This is a genomic window from Enterobacter sp. K510, assembly GCF_055804875.1.
Genome location: NZ_JBNRLQ010000003.1, coordinates 74525 through 88868, shown reverse-complemented (window position 1 = coordinate 88868; position 14344 = coordinate 74525). Strand labels below are relative to the sequence as shown.

Below are 14344 nucleotides of genomic sequence, written 5' to 3'. Positions count from 1 at the left end.
GGCAGCAACACAAGTATCACAGGCAGGCAACCACGCATGAGCAATAACCCGCTGATCCCACAGAGCAAACTTCCCGCCCTCGGCACCACTATCTTTACGCAGATGAGCGCGCTCGCTCAGCAGCATCAGGCGATCAATTTGTCGCAGGGCTTCCCGGATTACGATGGTCCGCACTATTTGCAGGAACGGCTGGCGTATCACGTGGCGCAGGGGGCGAATCAGTACGCGCCCATGACCGGCGTGCAGGCATTGCGGGAGGCGATTGCTGATAAAACCGCAGCGCTGTACGGTTACCTGCCGGATGCAAACAGCGACGTGACCGTTACCGCCGGGGCCACCGAAGCGCTGTACGCCGCCATTACCGCGCTGGTGCGCCAGGGTGACGAGGTGATTTGCTTTGATCCCAGCTATGACAGCTACGCGCCTGCCGTTGAACTGTCCGGCGGGGTGTTAAAACGCATTGCCTTACAGCCGCCACATTTTCGCGTCGACTGGCAGGATTTCGCCGCGCTGCTGAGCGATAAAACCCGGCTGGTGATCCTCAACACCCCCCATAACCCGTCGGCGACGGTGTGGGAAAAAGAGGATTTTGCCGCCCTCTGGCAGGCCATTGCAGAGCAGGAAATTTATGTGATCAGCGATGAAGTGTACGAGCACATCTGCTTTGCACAGGAGGGACACGCCAGCGTACTGGCTCATCCGCAGTTACGCGAGCGGGCGGTAGCGGTCTCGTCGTTTGGCAAAACCTATCATATGACCGGCTGGAAAGTGGGCTACTGTGTGGCCCCGGCGGCCATCAGCGCCGAGCTGCGCAAAGTGCATCAGTATCTGACCTTTTCCGTCAATACCCCGGCGCAGCTGGCGCTGGCGGACATGCTGCGCGAAGCGCCTGAGCACTACCGCGAACTGCCCGCCTTTTATCAGCAAAAGCGCGATCTGCTGGTGGAGGCGTTAAGCCACAGCCGTCTGGAGATTTTGCCCTGCGAAGGCACCTATTTCCTGCTGGCGGACTACAGCGCCATTTCCGATCTGGATGACGTCAGCTTCTGCCAGTGGCTGACAAAAGAAGCGGGCGTGGCCGCCATCCCGCTATCGGTATTTTGCGCGGATCCCTTCCCGCATAAGCTGATCCGCCTGTGCTTTGCCAAGCAGAGCGCCACGCTGCTCGCCGCCGCCGAACGGCTGTGTAAGCTGTAGCTACTCCACGGTCCAGGCGCTGGAAAATCGACGGTCGGCAAACAACTCCAGCAGACCGTTGATTTGCTTCAGGCGCAGCACTTCGTCGCTGTCCATTCCCAGCTCTTTACCGATGCGCTCATCTTCCCAGCCCAGCTGCGCCAGTTCGCGTACGATCTCTGACATCTCCTGGATCTGGTGCCGTCCGCGGGCGCGATTATGGCGGATGGTCGCCGCCATGCGCTCGGACTTGCGGGTACGGGAAGCGCGTAAACAGGTGACCGGCAGGTAGCCTTTAAGCTGCTTTTTCAGCGCCGGTTTGCTCTTACCCAGTTCATGCCGGTGAAAGCCGTCCACAATTTCATACTCGTGGGCGCCGGTACGGATGGCGACGACCGGCTGAGTAAAGCCATCCATCTCCAGCGATTTCAGCAGCAGACGCTTTTCCGGCGGCGCCACATTGTTTGGATTGTAGCTGTTTGGTTTGATGGCTTCGTGCCTGACCCACAGCACGCAGTCCACCGGCTGCTCGCGAAACGGGCTGAGCTCGTGCAGCGCCTGACGAAAAGCATTAATGGCGTCAATGCGATCCGCTTCCTCCAGCGAGCTTAAGTAATCCTTTAAGTCGTATATCAGTCGTTGCCGCATAAAATTCCCCACTCTTTACGTTTATTTTTCATACGCTCGTTGTAGCGCTTATAGTTGCTGGTTTTTGTCGGGCTGAATGACAGGGCGCGGCACCAGTAATCGTTATTGAGCAGCACCTTGCAGATGCGCCGCCAGGACGGAATATCCTTCGCGCCGATGTCGCCTTCCTGAACGTCCGGAATATCTTCCATGCCTTGTCTCTCATACCAGCGGAGATAAACGGCGATTTTGTTGCGGTAATGTTCGGCGGTAGAGACGGGCATACTGTCGAGGAGAAAAAGCGCGTAGGAGCGCCAGCTGTGGCCTTCGGGTTTGTACAGCTTGCGGTGGCCGTAAAACTGATTATCCTGCCCGGCATACAGACCGCCGCTTCGCGCGCCGCTGACCCGTTCACACATGCGTGCCCAGGAGTGCGGCTCGAGTACGTGATACAGCCACAGGCCCTGCCGTTGTTCCGGGCCGAAAGGTTCGCAGATGCGCATATAGCGTAAGGGGACGCCCGCCTTGTGCATCAGATCGTACAGCACGTTATAGGTGGCTTTTGATTTTGCAAACCAGGTCCAGACGTCGGCGATTTTCCAGTCATAGATAGGGTAGATGTACCAGCTATTGCTGCGTGGGGTGCAGGTCGTCCAGGGCTTATCGTCGGCGAAACGCTGCTTGCGCGAAGAGGCGATGGCCAGAAAGCGGTTATAGGATTCATCGGCGCGGATGCCGATCATCATGGCGGCGGGGCGTTGCTGTGAAAACCAGTCCGCAAACTGGTAAACGAAACTTTCGAAGGTCATACCCTGCTGGTAAAAGGGAAAACAGGCAGGGTCGGTAATGGCGCAGTCGGGGGGCTGCCTCACCCAGGCTTTGCCAGGCTCCCAGCACTGCCACTCCGGTTCAAATTGCGAGAGGGCGTTCTGCGTGGTCAGCGGCAGGGCAATCCACCAGAAGGTTTCGATGACATCCTGATACTCCTCCCGCATTTTATTAATATGCTTTATGGTACAGGCGAACTGCGCTTCCCAGTCAATAAATAACACGTGGATTTTTTTATTCATCTGTCGGGCAAGCAGGGCGGTGAGGTGCAGCATAACGGTGGAATCTTTGCCGCCAGAAAAAGAAACGCAAACGCGGGGCAGATTTTCTAAGGTCCAGCGTATTCGGCCAATACTGGCTTCAAATACGTTTTCCATTAACTCAATCTTATGAATTGACATGAGTGTTAATCCAGTAAGTTAAACCATGATTAAAAACACTGGTATGAAGATGCGGGGAAAGCCCGCGAAGAGAATATATTCTGTTGGCTGGAGGAAGATTCGTCAATGCTGTTAATGTAAGTAAAAACAGCAATGCTTTATCCCGGGAATTTAATACGGCCGGAGATAATGTCAGGCCGTATATATCAGCGGGAGGTTACTGATCCTGGTCAATACTTTCTACCAGTTGTGCGAAAACAGCGCTATTCATGGAGGCGCGATTATACATCATAAAAACATCAATGGTGGGCAGCGAGACGCCAGCGTTAATCTGTTTAAGATTAAGTGATGCTTTATAATAGTTGAAGGATTTAAGGGGGACGATGCCGACTAAATCAGTATGGCTAATCATATTCAAAACAGAAATGAATGAATCGCTGCGGAACAGTATTTTCCGTTGCGGTAACTCTTTTTCAATGCTGGTAAAAATTTCGCGGGTCCCCTGTGCAGGGGTCGAAAAGGCGGTAAAACCCTCTTCCAGCAGGTCGCTAACGCTAATGGTATCGTTAATACGCGGGTGCGATTTGCTGCATACCAGCACCAGCGGATCGGTTCTGTAGCGGGTGCAGACAATAGAACGATTGGTGACCGGCAGCAGGGAGAGCACCAGGTCGGCCTTGCGATAGTTAAGCAGGTCTTCGGCGGTTTCCGGGGCGATAAAAATGTCGTGGTGCACGATATTGTACTGGGCGTTATCACGCAGCCGGTTAATTAAACTCACCATGCCGTTCGAAACCAGTATCTGGGGGCTATAAACAACAATGGTCTTCATCAGCTCACTGTTATTCATAATATTGATGGTTCGTTCCAGATCGTTAAGGTTTTCTTCCAGGTGAGCATGTAAGTTTATGCCCACGGTGGTCGGGGTGACGCCTTTACCGGAACGAACAAATAGCGGGTCATTCAGTTGGGCGCGCAAGCGTTGCAGCGACTGACTGACGGCAGAAGGCGTAATAAATAACGTCTCAGCCGCCTTGCTGATACTTTGATGCTGATAAATACTCTCAAAAATCACCAGCAGATTAAGATCGAATTTTTTAAGATCATAAAGATTAGCCATTAGGTCATCCTGATTTATTGACTATGATTTATTTATCTGATGATTGTTTCACGATGGTGAAGAAAAAAATAAATACAATCCTTTGCGAATACCAAACATGACTTTGTTTGATAAGATGAATATATCATGAAAAGCGATATTTGAAAGGTGCGACCCGAAATAAGTTGAGGGCCGCAAAACGCGGCCCTCAAACTGGCAATTGTTCTGGTCTGACGCAGGCGTTTATTGTTCGCCCATTATCACCTTCAGCTTTTGCTCATCCGGCAGACCGACCACCTGTTGCAGCACGTTGTTTTCATTCATGTAATAAATAGCAGGAGTCGCGCTGGCCCCAAGGCTATCCATCAGGCGCTGATGCATATTAAGCGAACGCATGGCTTTGTCTGCGGGTGTCGCGGGCACGTTAAGCTTCATCTTGCCGCCGGACTGCTCAAAATCGTGCCAGGTTTTTGCCGGATCGGCTGAGGTCATTATCGCGGCGGCAGTCGCCGGGCTTTCCGGTTTGATCACGCCTACCAGCAGGGTGCGCAGCTGCACTTTCCCGCTATCCACCCACGGACGCGCCTGCTGCCAGAACTGATGGCAGTACGGGCAGAAGGGATCGGCAAAGACATAGACCACCCTCGGCGCGTCTTTTTTACCATCGAGGATCCATTCTGCTTTTTCCATCTGCTGCCAGAGCTCTCGTCCGGCAGGGGCATAGATCTCTTTCTCAATCAGCTTTTCGCTAAGATTGGCGCCCGCGCCGTCGTACATGTATCCTGAGATGGCATGTTTACCGTCCGGCGTGACATAAATGGTCACGCCCATATCCTGATATTTTCCCAGATAACCCTTCATGCCGCCGGGCGCATCGAACGGCTTAATGATGGTGATACCCTGTTTCTCAATAGCTTTAACCGCATCAGGCAGCTCGTCTGCTTGTGCGAAAACAGGTAAAAGGGTCATCAGAACTACACGCTTTAACATATCAAGGCCTTGAATATAAACTGTAAAAGTGAGTTTTAGGCTGCGGCGGGGCAGGTTGTTAGATATTGCCTATTGAGTTGATAACGTAAACGCATTAGCCGTGGCAGTAAAACTTGCGTAACTTAGCACTCAACGAAACCACGGAGGAAGTATAGATGTCCTTAATTAATACCAAAATCAAACCTTTCAAAAACCAGGCGTTCAAAAACGGCGAATTCATCGAAGTTACCGAGAAAGATACCGAAGGCCGCTGGAGCGTATTCTTCTTCTATCCGGCTGATTTCACCTTCGTTTGCCCGACCGAGCTGGGTGACGTTGCGGATCATTACGAAGAACTGCAGAAACTGGGCGTAGACGTTTACTCCGTTTCTACCGATACCCACTTTACCCACAAAGCATGGCACAGCAGCTCCGAAACCATCGCAAAAATCAAATATGCGATGATCGGCGACCCGACTGGCGCACTGACCCGTAACTTCGAAAACATGCGTGAAGACGAAGGCCTGGCTGACCGTGGCACCTTCATCGTTGACCCGCAGGGTATCATCCAGGCGATCGAAGTGACCGCTGAAGGCATCGGCCGTGACGCTTCTGACCTGCTGCGTAAAATCAAAGCCGCTCAGTACGTTGCTTCCCACCCAGGCGAAGTGTGCCCGGCTAAGTGGAAAGAAGGCGAAGCGACTCTGGCTCCATCTCTGGACCTGGTTGGCAAAATCTAAGTCTGTAAAGCCCGGCGGCGCTACGCTTGCACGGGCCTACCACTGAGTAGGCCGGGTAAACGACGTGCCACCCGGCGATCAACGGGTGCAGCTATGCACCCGTTTTCCCCCAACACCATGATTCAAGTTGCATTCAGGCAGCCCGGATAAGGCAGCTTGCATGATGATGTTTTTTAGCAGGAGATTAAAAATGCTCGACACAAATATGAAAACCCAGCTTAAGGCCTACCTTGAGCGTCTGACAAAGCCTGTTGAGTTGACTGCCACGCTGGATGACAGCGCCAAATCGGCGGAAATCAGGGAACTGCTGGCTGAAATCGCCGAACTGTCTGACAAAGTGACCTTTGTTGAAGATAACACTCTGGCGGTACGTAAGCCGTCGTTCCGTATTGCTAACCCAGGTTCCGATCAGGGCCCGCGTTTCGCTGGCTCGCCGCTGGGTCATGAATTTACCTCGCTGGTGCTGGCGTTGCTGTGGACGGGCGGTCATCCGTCAAAAGAAGCGCAGTCTCTGCTGGAGCAGATCCGCGACATCGACGGCGATTTCGAATTTGAAACCTATTACTCGCTGACCTGCCACAACTGCCCGGACGTGGTGCAGGCGCTGAACCTGATGGCGGTACTTAACCCGCGCATCAAACACACTGCGATTGACGGCGGCGCGTTCCAGAACGAAATCACCGATCGCAACGTGATGGGCGTTCCGGCAGTCTACATGAACGGGAAAGAGTTCGGCCAGGGTCGTATGACGCTGACGGAGATCGTCGCCAAAGTGGACACCGGCGCGGAAAAACGCGCAGCCGATGAGCTGAACCAGCGTGAGGCCTATGACGTGCTGATCGTCGGTTCCGGCCCGGCGGGCGCAGCAGCGGCCGTGTACTCTGCACGTAAAGGTATTCGTACCGGTCTGATGGGCGAGCGTTTCGGCGGCCAGGTGCTCGACACTGTAGATATTGAAAACTATATCTCCGTGCCGAAAACTGAAGGTCAGAAGCTGGCGGGCGCGCTGAAAGCGCACGTGGATGATTACGATGTTGATGTTATCGACACGCAAAGCGCCACCAAACTGACCCCGGCGGCAGAAGAAGGCGGCCTGCACCAGATTGAAACCGCTTCCGGCGCGGTGCTGAAAGCGCGCAGCGTGATCATTGCCACCGGCGCAAAATGGCGCAACATGAACGTGCCGGGCGAAGATCAGTATCGCACCAAAGGTGTAACCTATTGTCCGCACTGCGACGGCCCGCTGTTTAAAGGCAAGCGCGTGGCGGTAATTGGCGGCGGTAACTCCGGTGTGGAAGCGGCCATTGACCTCGCGGGTATCGTTGAACACGTAACCCTGCTGGAGTTTGCGCCAGAGATGAAGGCGGATCAGGTATTGCAGAATAAAGTTCGCAGCCTGCCAAACGTTGACATCATCCTGAATGCGCAGACCACGGAAGTGAAAGGCGACGGCACCCGCGTGACCGGCCTTGAGTATCGTGCCCGTGTAAGCGGCGATACGCACCAGCTGGAACTGTCAGGGATCTTCGTGCAGATTGGTCTGCTGCCGAATACGAACTGGCTGGAAGGCGCCATTGAGCGCAACCGCATGGGCGAAATCATCATCGACGCCAAATGCGAAACCAGCGTGAAAGGTGTGTTCGCGGCGGGTGACTGCACTACCGTGCCGTACAAACAGATTATTATTGCCACCGGTGAAGGGGCAAAAGCGTCACTGAGCGCCTTTGATCACCTGATCCGTACCAAAATCTGATAAGAAAGTAAGATACACCTGCATCAAAGGCCCGGCGGCGTCAGCTTCCGGGCCTTTGTTTTTCAGAACGGCTTAACGTATCACCAGCACAGGCACATGCGCATGGCTGACAATGCTTGAAGCGTTGGATCCGAGTAAGTGAGTGCTCATTGACGGATTACGCGAGCCGATCACCACTACGTCCGCATGCAGCTCTTCGGCCATTTCATTCACCACATCGCGTACGCTGCCAACCCGCACATGGGTTTTGAGCCGTTCAGGTGGCAGTGAAAAATGGCTGAGCATGGTTTGCAGACGCGCTTGTGCTTCATTCTGGATATGCTCTTCAAAGCGGCGAATATCTGCGGCGAAGCGGTATAAACTCAGATGCGCCGAGCCGGGAACCACGTGCAGCAGATGGATAATTCCATCGGACTGCGCAAGAAATTCGGCGTGACGGATCGCCTTTTCACTGAGTTCCATGTCAAAAACATCTACCGGCATAATGATGGACTTATACATAATTACGTCTCCCTGTTAGTTCCAGGGCTTATTCAACCATAACTAACCCGCAATTTTTGTAAGGTTTGTCATGCATCCTGTAAAAGTCAGGCGTAACGGAAAGGATTGTGCAAAAGAGCGTGCCGGAAAGAGGATGCGCAGGCATCCTCTGCAAGACAAAGCGCAGGGCTTAATCAGAAGAGTTAGCGATTGAATTCACCGGCCGCTTCGGGCTGATAAAGGATTTCAATCACTTCAAGGTGGGTGGAAGCGCCGCCGGGTAATTCCCACTGGATGCTGTCACCCACGCGCAGGCCCAGCAGTGCCGCGCCAACCGGGGCCAGTACGGATAACTGTTTAGTGCTGTCGCTCATCTGCGCCGGATAAACCAGCGTACGCACGCGGATTTCGCCGCGGGTCAGATCGCGAAACTTCACTTCACTGTTCATGGTCACTACATCGGCTGGCATTTCTTCCGGCGCGCACATCTGCGCGCGATCCAGTTCCGCGGTCAGCGCGGCGGCAACGGGCAGCCCGGCGTAGGGCGCCTGCTCCAGCAGCCGATCAATGCGCCCGGCGTCTCGTTCATTAATGATAATGGCAGGTCTGGACATTTCTTACTCCATGTCGTTCCCGGTGACATTCACCGAATTAATCCAAAGAAAAACCCTCACCGTCAGACGGCGAGGGTTTAGCAGATCCGATGATACTCATTCTTGCCCGATCATTGAAGTGATATAGCTCACACCCGCGTTTTTCCGCGCCGCTTTTTTTGAATGATATCCCCTTTCCGCCGCACAGGATCCGCTAAGATAACAGGCTGATTTTTAGCGGAGCGCCCATGCCAGAGAATCCCTTACCCGCCGATCAGCAATTTTTCGCCGACCTGCTCAGTGGCCTGGTACTTAACCCACAGCGGTTGGGGCGGATCTGGTTTGCCGCACCCGCGGCTGGCGGCAGCCTGGCAGAATGGCCGCGGCTGGATATTGTGCTGCGCGGCGAATACGGTGCGCTGGGCGAAGGCGAAATGCTGTTTATCCCGGCGCGGACCGCGATCCGCCTGACGGGAGATAAACCGGCGATGGTGTTAAGTCTGGTGTTCGCCCCGGCGTGGCTGGGGCTGACCTTTCACGACAGCCGGGGACGGCAGCCGCTGCGCAACATTGAGCTGCCCCATCCGCAGCGCGGGGAAGGGGAGGCGATGCTGACGGCGCTCACGCACCTCGCCCGCACGCCGCAGGATCAGGACATTATTCAGCCGCTGGTGTTAAGCCTGCTGCATCTGTGCCGGAAGGTGGTCAACAGCCTGCCGGGCCGCTCCCTGCCGCGGGCGGATTTCCTTTATCAAAGCCTCTGTAACTGGATCGAGGATAACTATGCCTCGCCGCTGACCCGCGAGAGCGTCGCCGCGCTGTTTAACATCACCCCAAACCATTTATCACGTCTGTTTTCCCGGCAGGGGACCATGAGTTTTGTGGACTATGTGCGCCAGGTGCGTATGGCAAAGGCGCGGATGATTTTGCAGAAATACCATTTGCCGATACATGAGGTGGCGCTGCGTTGTGGATTTCGCGACAGCGATTACTTCTGCCGCGTGTTCCGGCGTCAGTTCGGGCTGACGCCGGGGGAGTACCGGGCGCGTTTTCAGTAGGCTTACAGCTCCAGCTCCGCCTGCAACAGCGCCAGAATGGCCGGTGCGTCTCCGGCGGCAAAGAGCGCGTCGCGGAAGGCGGTATTCATTAGCTTACGGGCCAGCTGCGAAAATACCTTCACATGGCTGATGCCTTCGCTTTCGCCCAGCGTCAGCATAATCACCATCTCCACGTCGCCCCCGTCAGCGCCCCAGCTTATGGGCTGCGGCAGACGGGCAATGCTGACGCTGGAATGGCGCACCCACGGGGATTTGGTATGCGGGATCGCCACGCCAAAGCCGATAGCGGTCGAGACAATTTCCTCCCGTTGCCAGACATCTTCCTCCAGCGCCTGCGGCGCATCGGTACGGCCATGCAGCGCCAGATTGCCGCACAAATACTGGATCACCTGTTCACGTGAAGCGAGCGGCTCGCCAACGCAAATGGTTTCCAGCGCCAGCAGCGGGCGCGGCGCTTCATGCACCACGATATTATTTAACGCCAGCTCGATCTCCTCTGCGCTGCGGCACTCGCAGGCTTTCTCCGCCAGCTCACGGCAGGCCGCATAATCCAGCTGGCGCACCAGCGCTTTCACCGGCGCGATGCGTGGTCCGCTCATGCTGAGTTCATCCAGATCCAGCCCCAGCAGCAGCGGCAGATAACGGCTTTCGCCGCCCAGCTCACCGCAAATACCCACCCGCTTATGATGGCGGTGCGCGGTGCTGACAATCTGGCGCAGCATACGCAAGAACGACGGTGTGATGGGGTTATACAGCGGCGAAACGCGCGGATTATTGCGATCCACCGCATAGAGGTATTGCGTCATGTCGTTCGAGCCGATGCTGAAGAAATCCACCTCCTCGCAGAAGTGGTCGATGATAAAGCACACCGACGGGACTTCGACCATAATGCCCAGCGGCAGGGTGGGGGCGACGCGCAATCCCTCCGCTTTCAGTTCGGCACGCACCGACTTCAGCATATTTTTCACCCACAGGATCTGATCGAGGCTGTGCACCATCGGGATCATCAACTGGGCATTGCCGAACGCGCTGGCGCGCAGAATGGCACGCAGCTGCGTGCGAAACAGATCGGCAAACTCCGGATAAATGCGCACCGCGCGATAACCCAGGAACGGGTTTTCCTCATGAGGGATCGGCAGATAGGGAATATGTTTGTCGCCGCCAATGTCCATGGTGCGGAAAATCACCGGCTGATCGCCGGCGCTGATCAGCACCTGCTGACAGGCTTCGAACTGCTCCTGCTCGTCCGGGGCGCTGTCGCGATCCATAAACAGCATTTCCGTTCTGAACAGGCCGACGCCCTGCGCGCCGCTGGCAAAGGCGGCGGGGGCCTCCAGCGCGCTGCCGATATTGGCGGCGATATCAACGCGGTGTCCGTCGCGGGTTATCGCCGGTAAACCGGCATCGTTGATTTGCTGCTGGTGGCGTTTCATCGCCAGCTTTTGCGCCAGCGCATAATAGCCGTTCACTGCCTCGTCCGGCGCCATCACCAGCACGCCGCATTCGCCGTCGAGTATGCACTCAGCGCCATCATGCAGACTGAGGGAGGCAGGCGGCAGGCCGCTTAATACCGGAATAGCGTGGGCGCGGGCGAGGATCAGCGTGTGCGAGGTGCGCCCGGTTTTTTCCAGCACCATGCCTTTTAAATAATCTAAATCGAGGCCGAGAAACTGGCTCGGCGTGACGTCTTCCGCCACCAGAATCGTCGGCTGATTCAGCGTCAGGCTGCTGCCCTGCCGCACCTCAGGCCAGGTGATGTGCAGCAGTTGCTCGCTGATGTCGCGGATATCGCTGACCCGCTCACGCAGATAGTCGCTGGCGGAGGCCGCCAGTTTCGCGCATACCTGCTCCATATTCGTGATGATCGCCTGCGCCAGCCCCTGGCGCTGCTCGCTCATCAGCCGACGGATATTACCGCTGAATTCGGCATCCTGGATCAGCGACAGATGGGCGCTGATAATGGTTTTGCTTTCGCCATCCAGCGCCTGCAACTGCCCGTTCAGATGTTCGGCCAGCGCCGCCAGACTGTGCTCCAGCCGCGCGTTATCTTCCGCGCGGGCGGGCAGTTGCCGGTAACGATCAAGATTATCGTGTTGCCAGACGGTAAGACGGCCTGCGCCTATGCCGCCTGCCAGTACGCTGGCATGAATAAGCGTGGGATTAAGCCGGGCCAGCGAGCGCGGCAACGGCGTGGCAGACGGGGCTGCCTGCGGGGGCGGCAGGCTATCGCTGTCAATAAACTGGTGTTCGAGATAGTGCTCCAGCGCCCGGCGGGCGGCCTCTTCATCGCTGCCGTTGATTTCCAGACGGCAGCTGTCGTTAAACAGTGTGCCAGTACTCACCAGCGCCAGCGAGCTTTTGGCGTCGGCCTGGGTGTTGAGGCGCAGATTAATAAAGCGAATATCGCTGTGCCAGGCGGCGCACTGCTCTTTCAGCGCCCAGGCGGGACGCGCATGCAGGCCGTTTGGCAGCGGGCAGTAAAAGGGGATGGTTAACATAAATGACTCCCTGAAAGAGAACCTGACCTGAAATCCGTCAGATCGTTGACCGTTGCGGCAGTAAACGCGTTGATCAGCGCCACCAGCAGGCGGTGCGTGTCCGCCAGATCCGTCAGATCGGCAATGGAGGCCGCGCAGTGACCGTGACGCGTGGGCGGCCCCAGCACAATAGTCGGCACGCCGGTACCGGACAGGTGAACCGCGCCGCCATCCGTGCCGCCGTTACTGAACATATCGTTTTGCAGCGTAATGCCACAGTCATGCGCTACCTTCTGCACAGCCGCGGCGAGCTTCGGCGGCGCAACCATCGATTTATCGTACAGCACCAGCATCGGCCCTTTGCCGATCTGCCGGTTATTGGCCGGGCCGTAATCAAAATTATTGCTCCAGCAGGCGGTGTCGAGCACCAGCGCCACATCAGGCTGCACCGCCCGGGAGGCAGTCTGCCCGCCGCGCAAACCCACTTCTTCGCTGGAGCTGGCGACCAGCCAGACCTCGCAGGGCAGCGGCGTGGCGTGCAGTTCACGCATCAGCGACAGCAGCAGCCAGCAGCCGAGGCGATCGTCAAAAGCTTTGCCCATCACCCGCTGGCGGGGCAGCGTCTGAAACGGACTGGCAAAGGTAACGCGATCGCCCGGGGCAATGCCTGCGGCGCTGACCTCCTGCTGGCTTGCGGCGCCGATATCGACGCGCAGATTTCCGCCCTGGGCGTCGCCGTCCAGCAGGCCGTGAATTTTCTGTCCGTCGCGGGTGGTGATGCGCACCGGCTGAAGGGTGCGCGCGCTCAGGCGCACATTGCCGACGGGCAATACCTCAATCGCCCCGTCGCGGCTGATGCTGCGTACGATAAAGCCAACTTCATCCATATGGGCGCAAATCATTACTTTTGGTCCGGCGCTGCCGTTAAGCCGGATCAGCACCGACCCCAGACCGTCAAACTGCACCGCTTTACCGTACTTCTGCGCTTCGTGAAGGAAAATATCCCGCACTTCCTGCTCGGCGGCGGCAATGGCATCCGCCTCACTGAGCGCTTTCAGTAATGCGACATCCATCAGCATTCTCCCGTCAGTTGCAGTTCCGTCGGCTGGCGATACAGCACCTCATGACCGCTGTCGGTGACCAGCACCATATCTTCGATGCGCACGCCGCCTTCGCCGGGCAGGTAAATCCCCGGCTCGACGGTCAGCACCATGCCCGGCTGTAAAGGCGTGGCGTCAGAAGGCGCGAAACGCGGATTTTCATGCACATCTATTCCGACCGCATGGCCGGTGTTATGGCCGAAGCGATCGCCATAGCCTGCGTCAGCGATGAGCCGGCGTGCGGCGGCATCCACCTCCCGGCACAGCACGCCGGGGCGGATGGCGTTAATCGCCGCCCGCTGTGCGCGTAAGACGATCTGATAAATATCGTAAAGCGACGTCTCTTCGGGCGGCGTGTCGCGTCCGGCGACAAGGAAAGTTCTCGTCATATCCGAACAGTATCCCTGGTACTGGCAGCCGAAATCGAGGGTCACAAACTCACCCGCGACTATAACTTTTTCTGAGGCTTTGCCATGCGGCAGCGCACCGCGCGCGCCGCTGGCCACAATGGTGTCGAACGAGGGCTTTTCCGCCCCCTGTTGTTTCATATACCACTCCAGTTCGGCGGCCACTTCACGTTCGCGCATACCGGGGGCGATAAAGCGGCGAATGTGGTCGGCGCTGACATCGGCAATGCGGCAGGCTTCACGGATCAGCGCGATTTCCGCCGTGGTTTTTATCTGCCGTAACGGATCGAGCGACACGCTGACCAGGCTGGCGTTCAGCGCCTCGCGCCACTGGTTGCCGGTCTGCCAACTGACGTGCTCGCCTTCAAAGCCGAGGGTGGCGATGTTTTCAGCGGCCAGCAGGCGATTGACCACTACCGGCATGGTATGTGTGGCATCCAGCAGATGCAGCTGGTAGCCCTTAACCCGGTCGGCGATGTCGGCAAAATATCGAAAATCCACCAGAATATGCGCCTGTTCACGGGTAATCAGCACATAACCTGAACTGGTGGCGATGCCCAGATGCGGCAGCTTATTTTGCCGGGAGGCGATCAGCACCGCATCCAGCGCATTGTCCGACAGCCAGTCACGCAGGCGGCTAAGCAGTGTCATGGTATT

13 protein-coding genes are annotated in these 14344 nt (G+C 56.6%); 4 read left to right on the top strand and 9 right to left on the bottom strand.

Translation table 11 applies throughout. From position 1 onward, the window contains the following. The first annotated feature begins 36 nt into the window (after positions 1-36). Complete coding sequence (locus tag ACQUTD_RS05715) at positions 37-1197, top strand: methionine aminotransferase (protein WP_473274308.1); 1161 nt, start codon at positions 37-39, stop codon at positions 1195-1197. Here the strand turns inward: ACQUTD_RS05715 and ACQUTD_RS05710 are convergent, their stop codons facing one another. The 4 genes from ACQUTD_RS05710 to dsbG all read right to left on the bottom strand — a co-directional run bounded on the left by ACQUTD_RS05710 (position 1198) and on the right by dsbG (position 5100). Then, positions 1198-1824 (bottom strand): IbrB-like domain-containing protein, encoded by a 627-nt coding sequence (locus ACQUTD_RS05710; protein WP_072567717.1) that lies wholly within the window; start codon positions 1822-1824, stop codon positions 1198-1200. Continuing rightward, positions 1809-3032, bottom strand: a complete 1224-nt coding sequence (locus ACQUTD_RS05705) for a DUF3440 domain-containing protein (protein WP_473274311.1) — start codon at positions 3030-3032, stop codon at positions 1809-1811. The genes ACQUTD_RS05710 and ACQUTD_RS05705 overlap by 16 nt, the downstream gene beginning before the upstream one ends. 196 nt (positions 3033-3228) lie before the next feature. Further along, positions 3229-4131: a DNA-binding transcriptional repressor CitR gene (gene citR, locus ACQUTD_RS05700; protein WP_072567719.1), complete on the bottom strand. Its 903-nt coding sequence runs from the start codon at positions 4129-4131 to the stop codon at positions 3229-3231. A 222-nt stretch (positions 4132-4353) separates the two neighbouring features. Beyond that, complete coding sequence (gene dsbG, locus ACQUTD_RS05695; RefSeq protein ID WP_072567720.1) at positions 4354-5100, bottom strand: thiol:disulfide interchange protein DsbG; 747 nt, start codon at positions 5098-5100, stop codon at positions 4354-4356. 155 nt (positions 5101-5255) lie between these two features. Here dsbG and ahpC point away from each other — a divergent pair, with 155 nt between their 5' ends. Next, positions 5256-5819, top strand: coding sequence for an alkyl hydroperoxide reductase subunit C (ahpC, locus tag ACQUTD_RS05690; RefSeq protein ID WP_072567721.1), 564 nt, complete (start codon positions 5256-5258; stop codon positions 5817-5819). A gap of 190 nt (positions 5820-6009) precedes the next feature. Then, on the top strand, positions 6010-7572 hold the full coding sequence (gene ahpF, locus ACQUTD_RS05685; RefSeq protein ID WP_318364735.1) for an alkyl hydroperoxide reductase subunit F: 1563 nt from the start codon (positions 6010-6012) through the stop codon (positions 7570-7572). Positions 7573-7644: 72 nt separating this feature from the next. Here the strand turns inward: ahpF and uspG are convergent, their stop codons facing one another. Together uspG and rnk are read right to left on the bottom strand one after the other, a co-directional pair. Then, entirely contained in the window at positions 7645-8073 is a 429-nt protein-coding gene (gene uspG, locus ACQUTD_RS05680) for a universal stress protein UspG (RefSeq protein WP_072567723.1), read from the bottom strand. A gap of 182 nt (positions 8074-8255) precedes the next feature. Further along, positions 8256-8666 (bottom strand): nucleoside diphosphate kinase regulator, encoded by a 411-nt coding sequence (gene rnk / locus ACQUTD_RS05675; protein WP_072567724.1) that lies wholly within the window; start codon positions 8664-8666, stop codon positions 8256-8258. A 227-nt stretch (positions 8667-8893) separates the two neighbouring features. Here rnk and ACQUTD_RS05670 point away from each other — a divergent pair, with 227 nt between their 5' ends. After that, a complete protein-coding gene (locus tag ACQUTD_RS05670) occupies positions 8894-9703 on the top strand; it encodes a helix-turn-helix domain-containing protein (RefSeq protein WP_473274313.1) in 810 nt (269 codons plus the stop codon). 2 nt (positions 9704-9705) lie between these two features. Here the strand turns inward: ACQUTD_RS05670 and ptsP are convergent, their stop codons facing one another. Genes ptsP through ypdF form a run of 3 tightly spaced genes read right to left on the bottom strand, consistent with a single transcriptional unit; the run spans position 9706 to position 14338 of the window. Further along, complete coding sequence (ptsP, locus tag ACQUTD_RS05665; RefSeq protein ID WP_473274314.1) at positions 9706-12201, bottom strand: phosphoenolpyruvate--protein phosphotransferase; 2496 nt, start codon at positions 12199-12201, stop codon at positions 9706-9708. Further along, entirely contained in the window at positions 12195-13253 is a 1059-nt protein-coding gene (ypdE, locus tag ACQUTD_RS05660; RefSeq protein ID WP_473274315.1) for an aminopeptidase, read from the bottom strand. The genes ptsP and ypdE overlap by 7 nt, the downstream gene beginning before the upstream one ends. After that, a complete protein-coding gene (gene ypdF, locus ACQUTD_RS05655) occupies positions 13253-14338 on the bottom strand; it encodes an aminopeptidase (RefSeq protein WP_473274317.1) in 1086 nt (361 codons plus the stop codon). Before ypdF ends, ypdE begins: the two co-directional genes overlap by 1 nt. Positions 14339-14344: the final 6 nt, after the last annotated feature.

Coding starts and splice junctions, on each gene's coding strand:
- ahpF (WP_318364735.1), top strand. CDS start 6,010: ATGCTCGACACAAATATGAAAACCCAGCTTAAGGCCTACCTTGAGCGT.
- ACQUTD_RS05710 (WP_072567717.1), bottom strand. CDS start 1,824: ATGCGGCAACGACTGATATACGACTTAAAGGATTACTTAAGCTCGCTG.
- ACQUTD_RS05670 (WP_473274313.1), top strand. CDS start 8,894: ATGCCAGAGAATCCCTTACCCGCCGATCAGCAATTTTTCGCCGACCTG.
- rnk (WP_072567724.1), bottom strand. CDS start 8,666: ATGTCCAGACCTGCCATTATCATTAATGAACGAGACGCCGGGCGCATT.
- dsbG (WP_072567720.1), bottom strand. CDS start 5,100: ATGTTAAAGCGTGTAGTTCTGATGACCCTTTTACCTGTTTTCGCACAA.
- uspG (WP_072567723.1), bottom strand. CDS start 8,073: ATGTATAAGTCCATCATTATGCCGGTAGATGTTTTTGACATGGAACTC.
- ACQUTD_RS05705 (WP_473274311.1), bottom strand. CDS start 3,032: ATGTCAATTCATAAGATTGAGTTAATGGAAAACGTATTTGAAGCCAGT.
- ahpC (WP_072567721.1), top strand. CDS start 5,256: ATGTCCTTAATTAATACCAAAATCAAACCTTTCAAAAACCAGGCGTTC.
- ptsP (WP_473274314.1), bottom strand. CDS start 12,201: ATGTTAACCATCCCCTTTTACTGCCCGCTGCCAAACGGCCTGCATGCG.
- ypdE (WP_473274315.1), bottom strand. CDS start 13,253: ATGGATGTCGCATTACTGAAAGCGCTCAGTGAGGCGGATGCCATTGCC.
- ACQUTD_RS05715 (WP_473274308.1), top strand. CDS start 37: ATGAGCAATAACCCGCTGATCCCACAGAGCAAACTTCCCGCCCTCGGC.
- ypdF (WP_473274317.1), bottom strand. CDS start 14,338: ATGACACTGCTTAGCCGCCTGCGTGACTGGCTGTCGGACAATGCGCTG.
- citR (WP_072567719.1), bottom strand. CDS start 4,131: ATGGCTAATCTTTATGATCTTAAAAAATTCGATCTTAATCTGCTGGTG.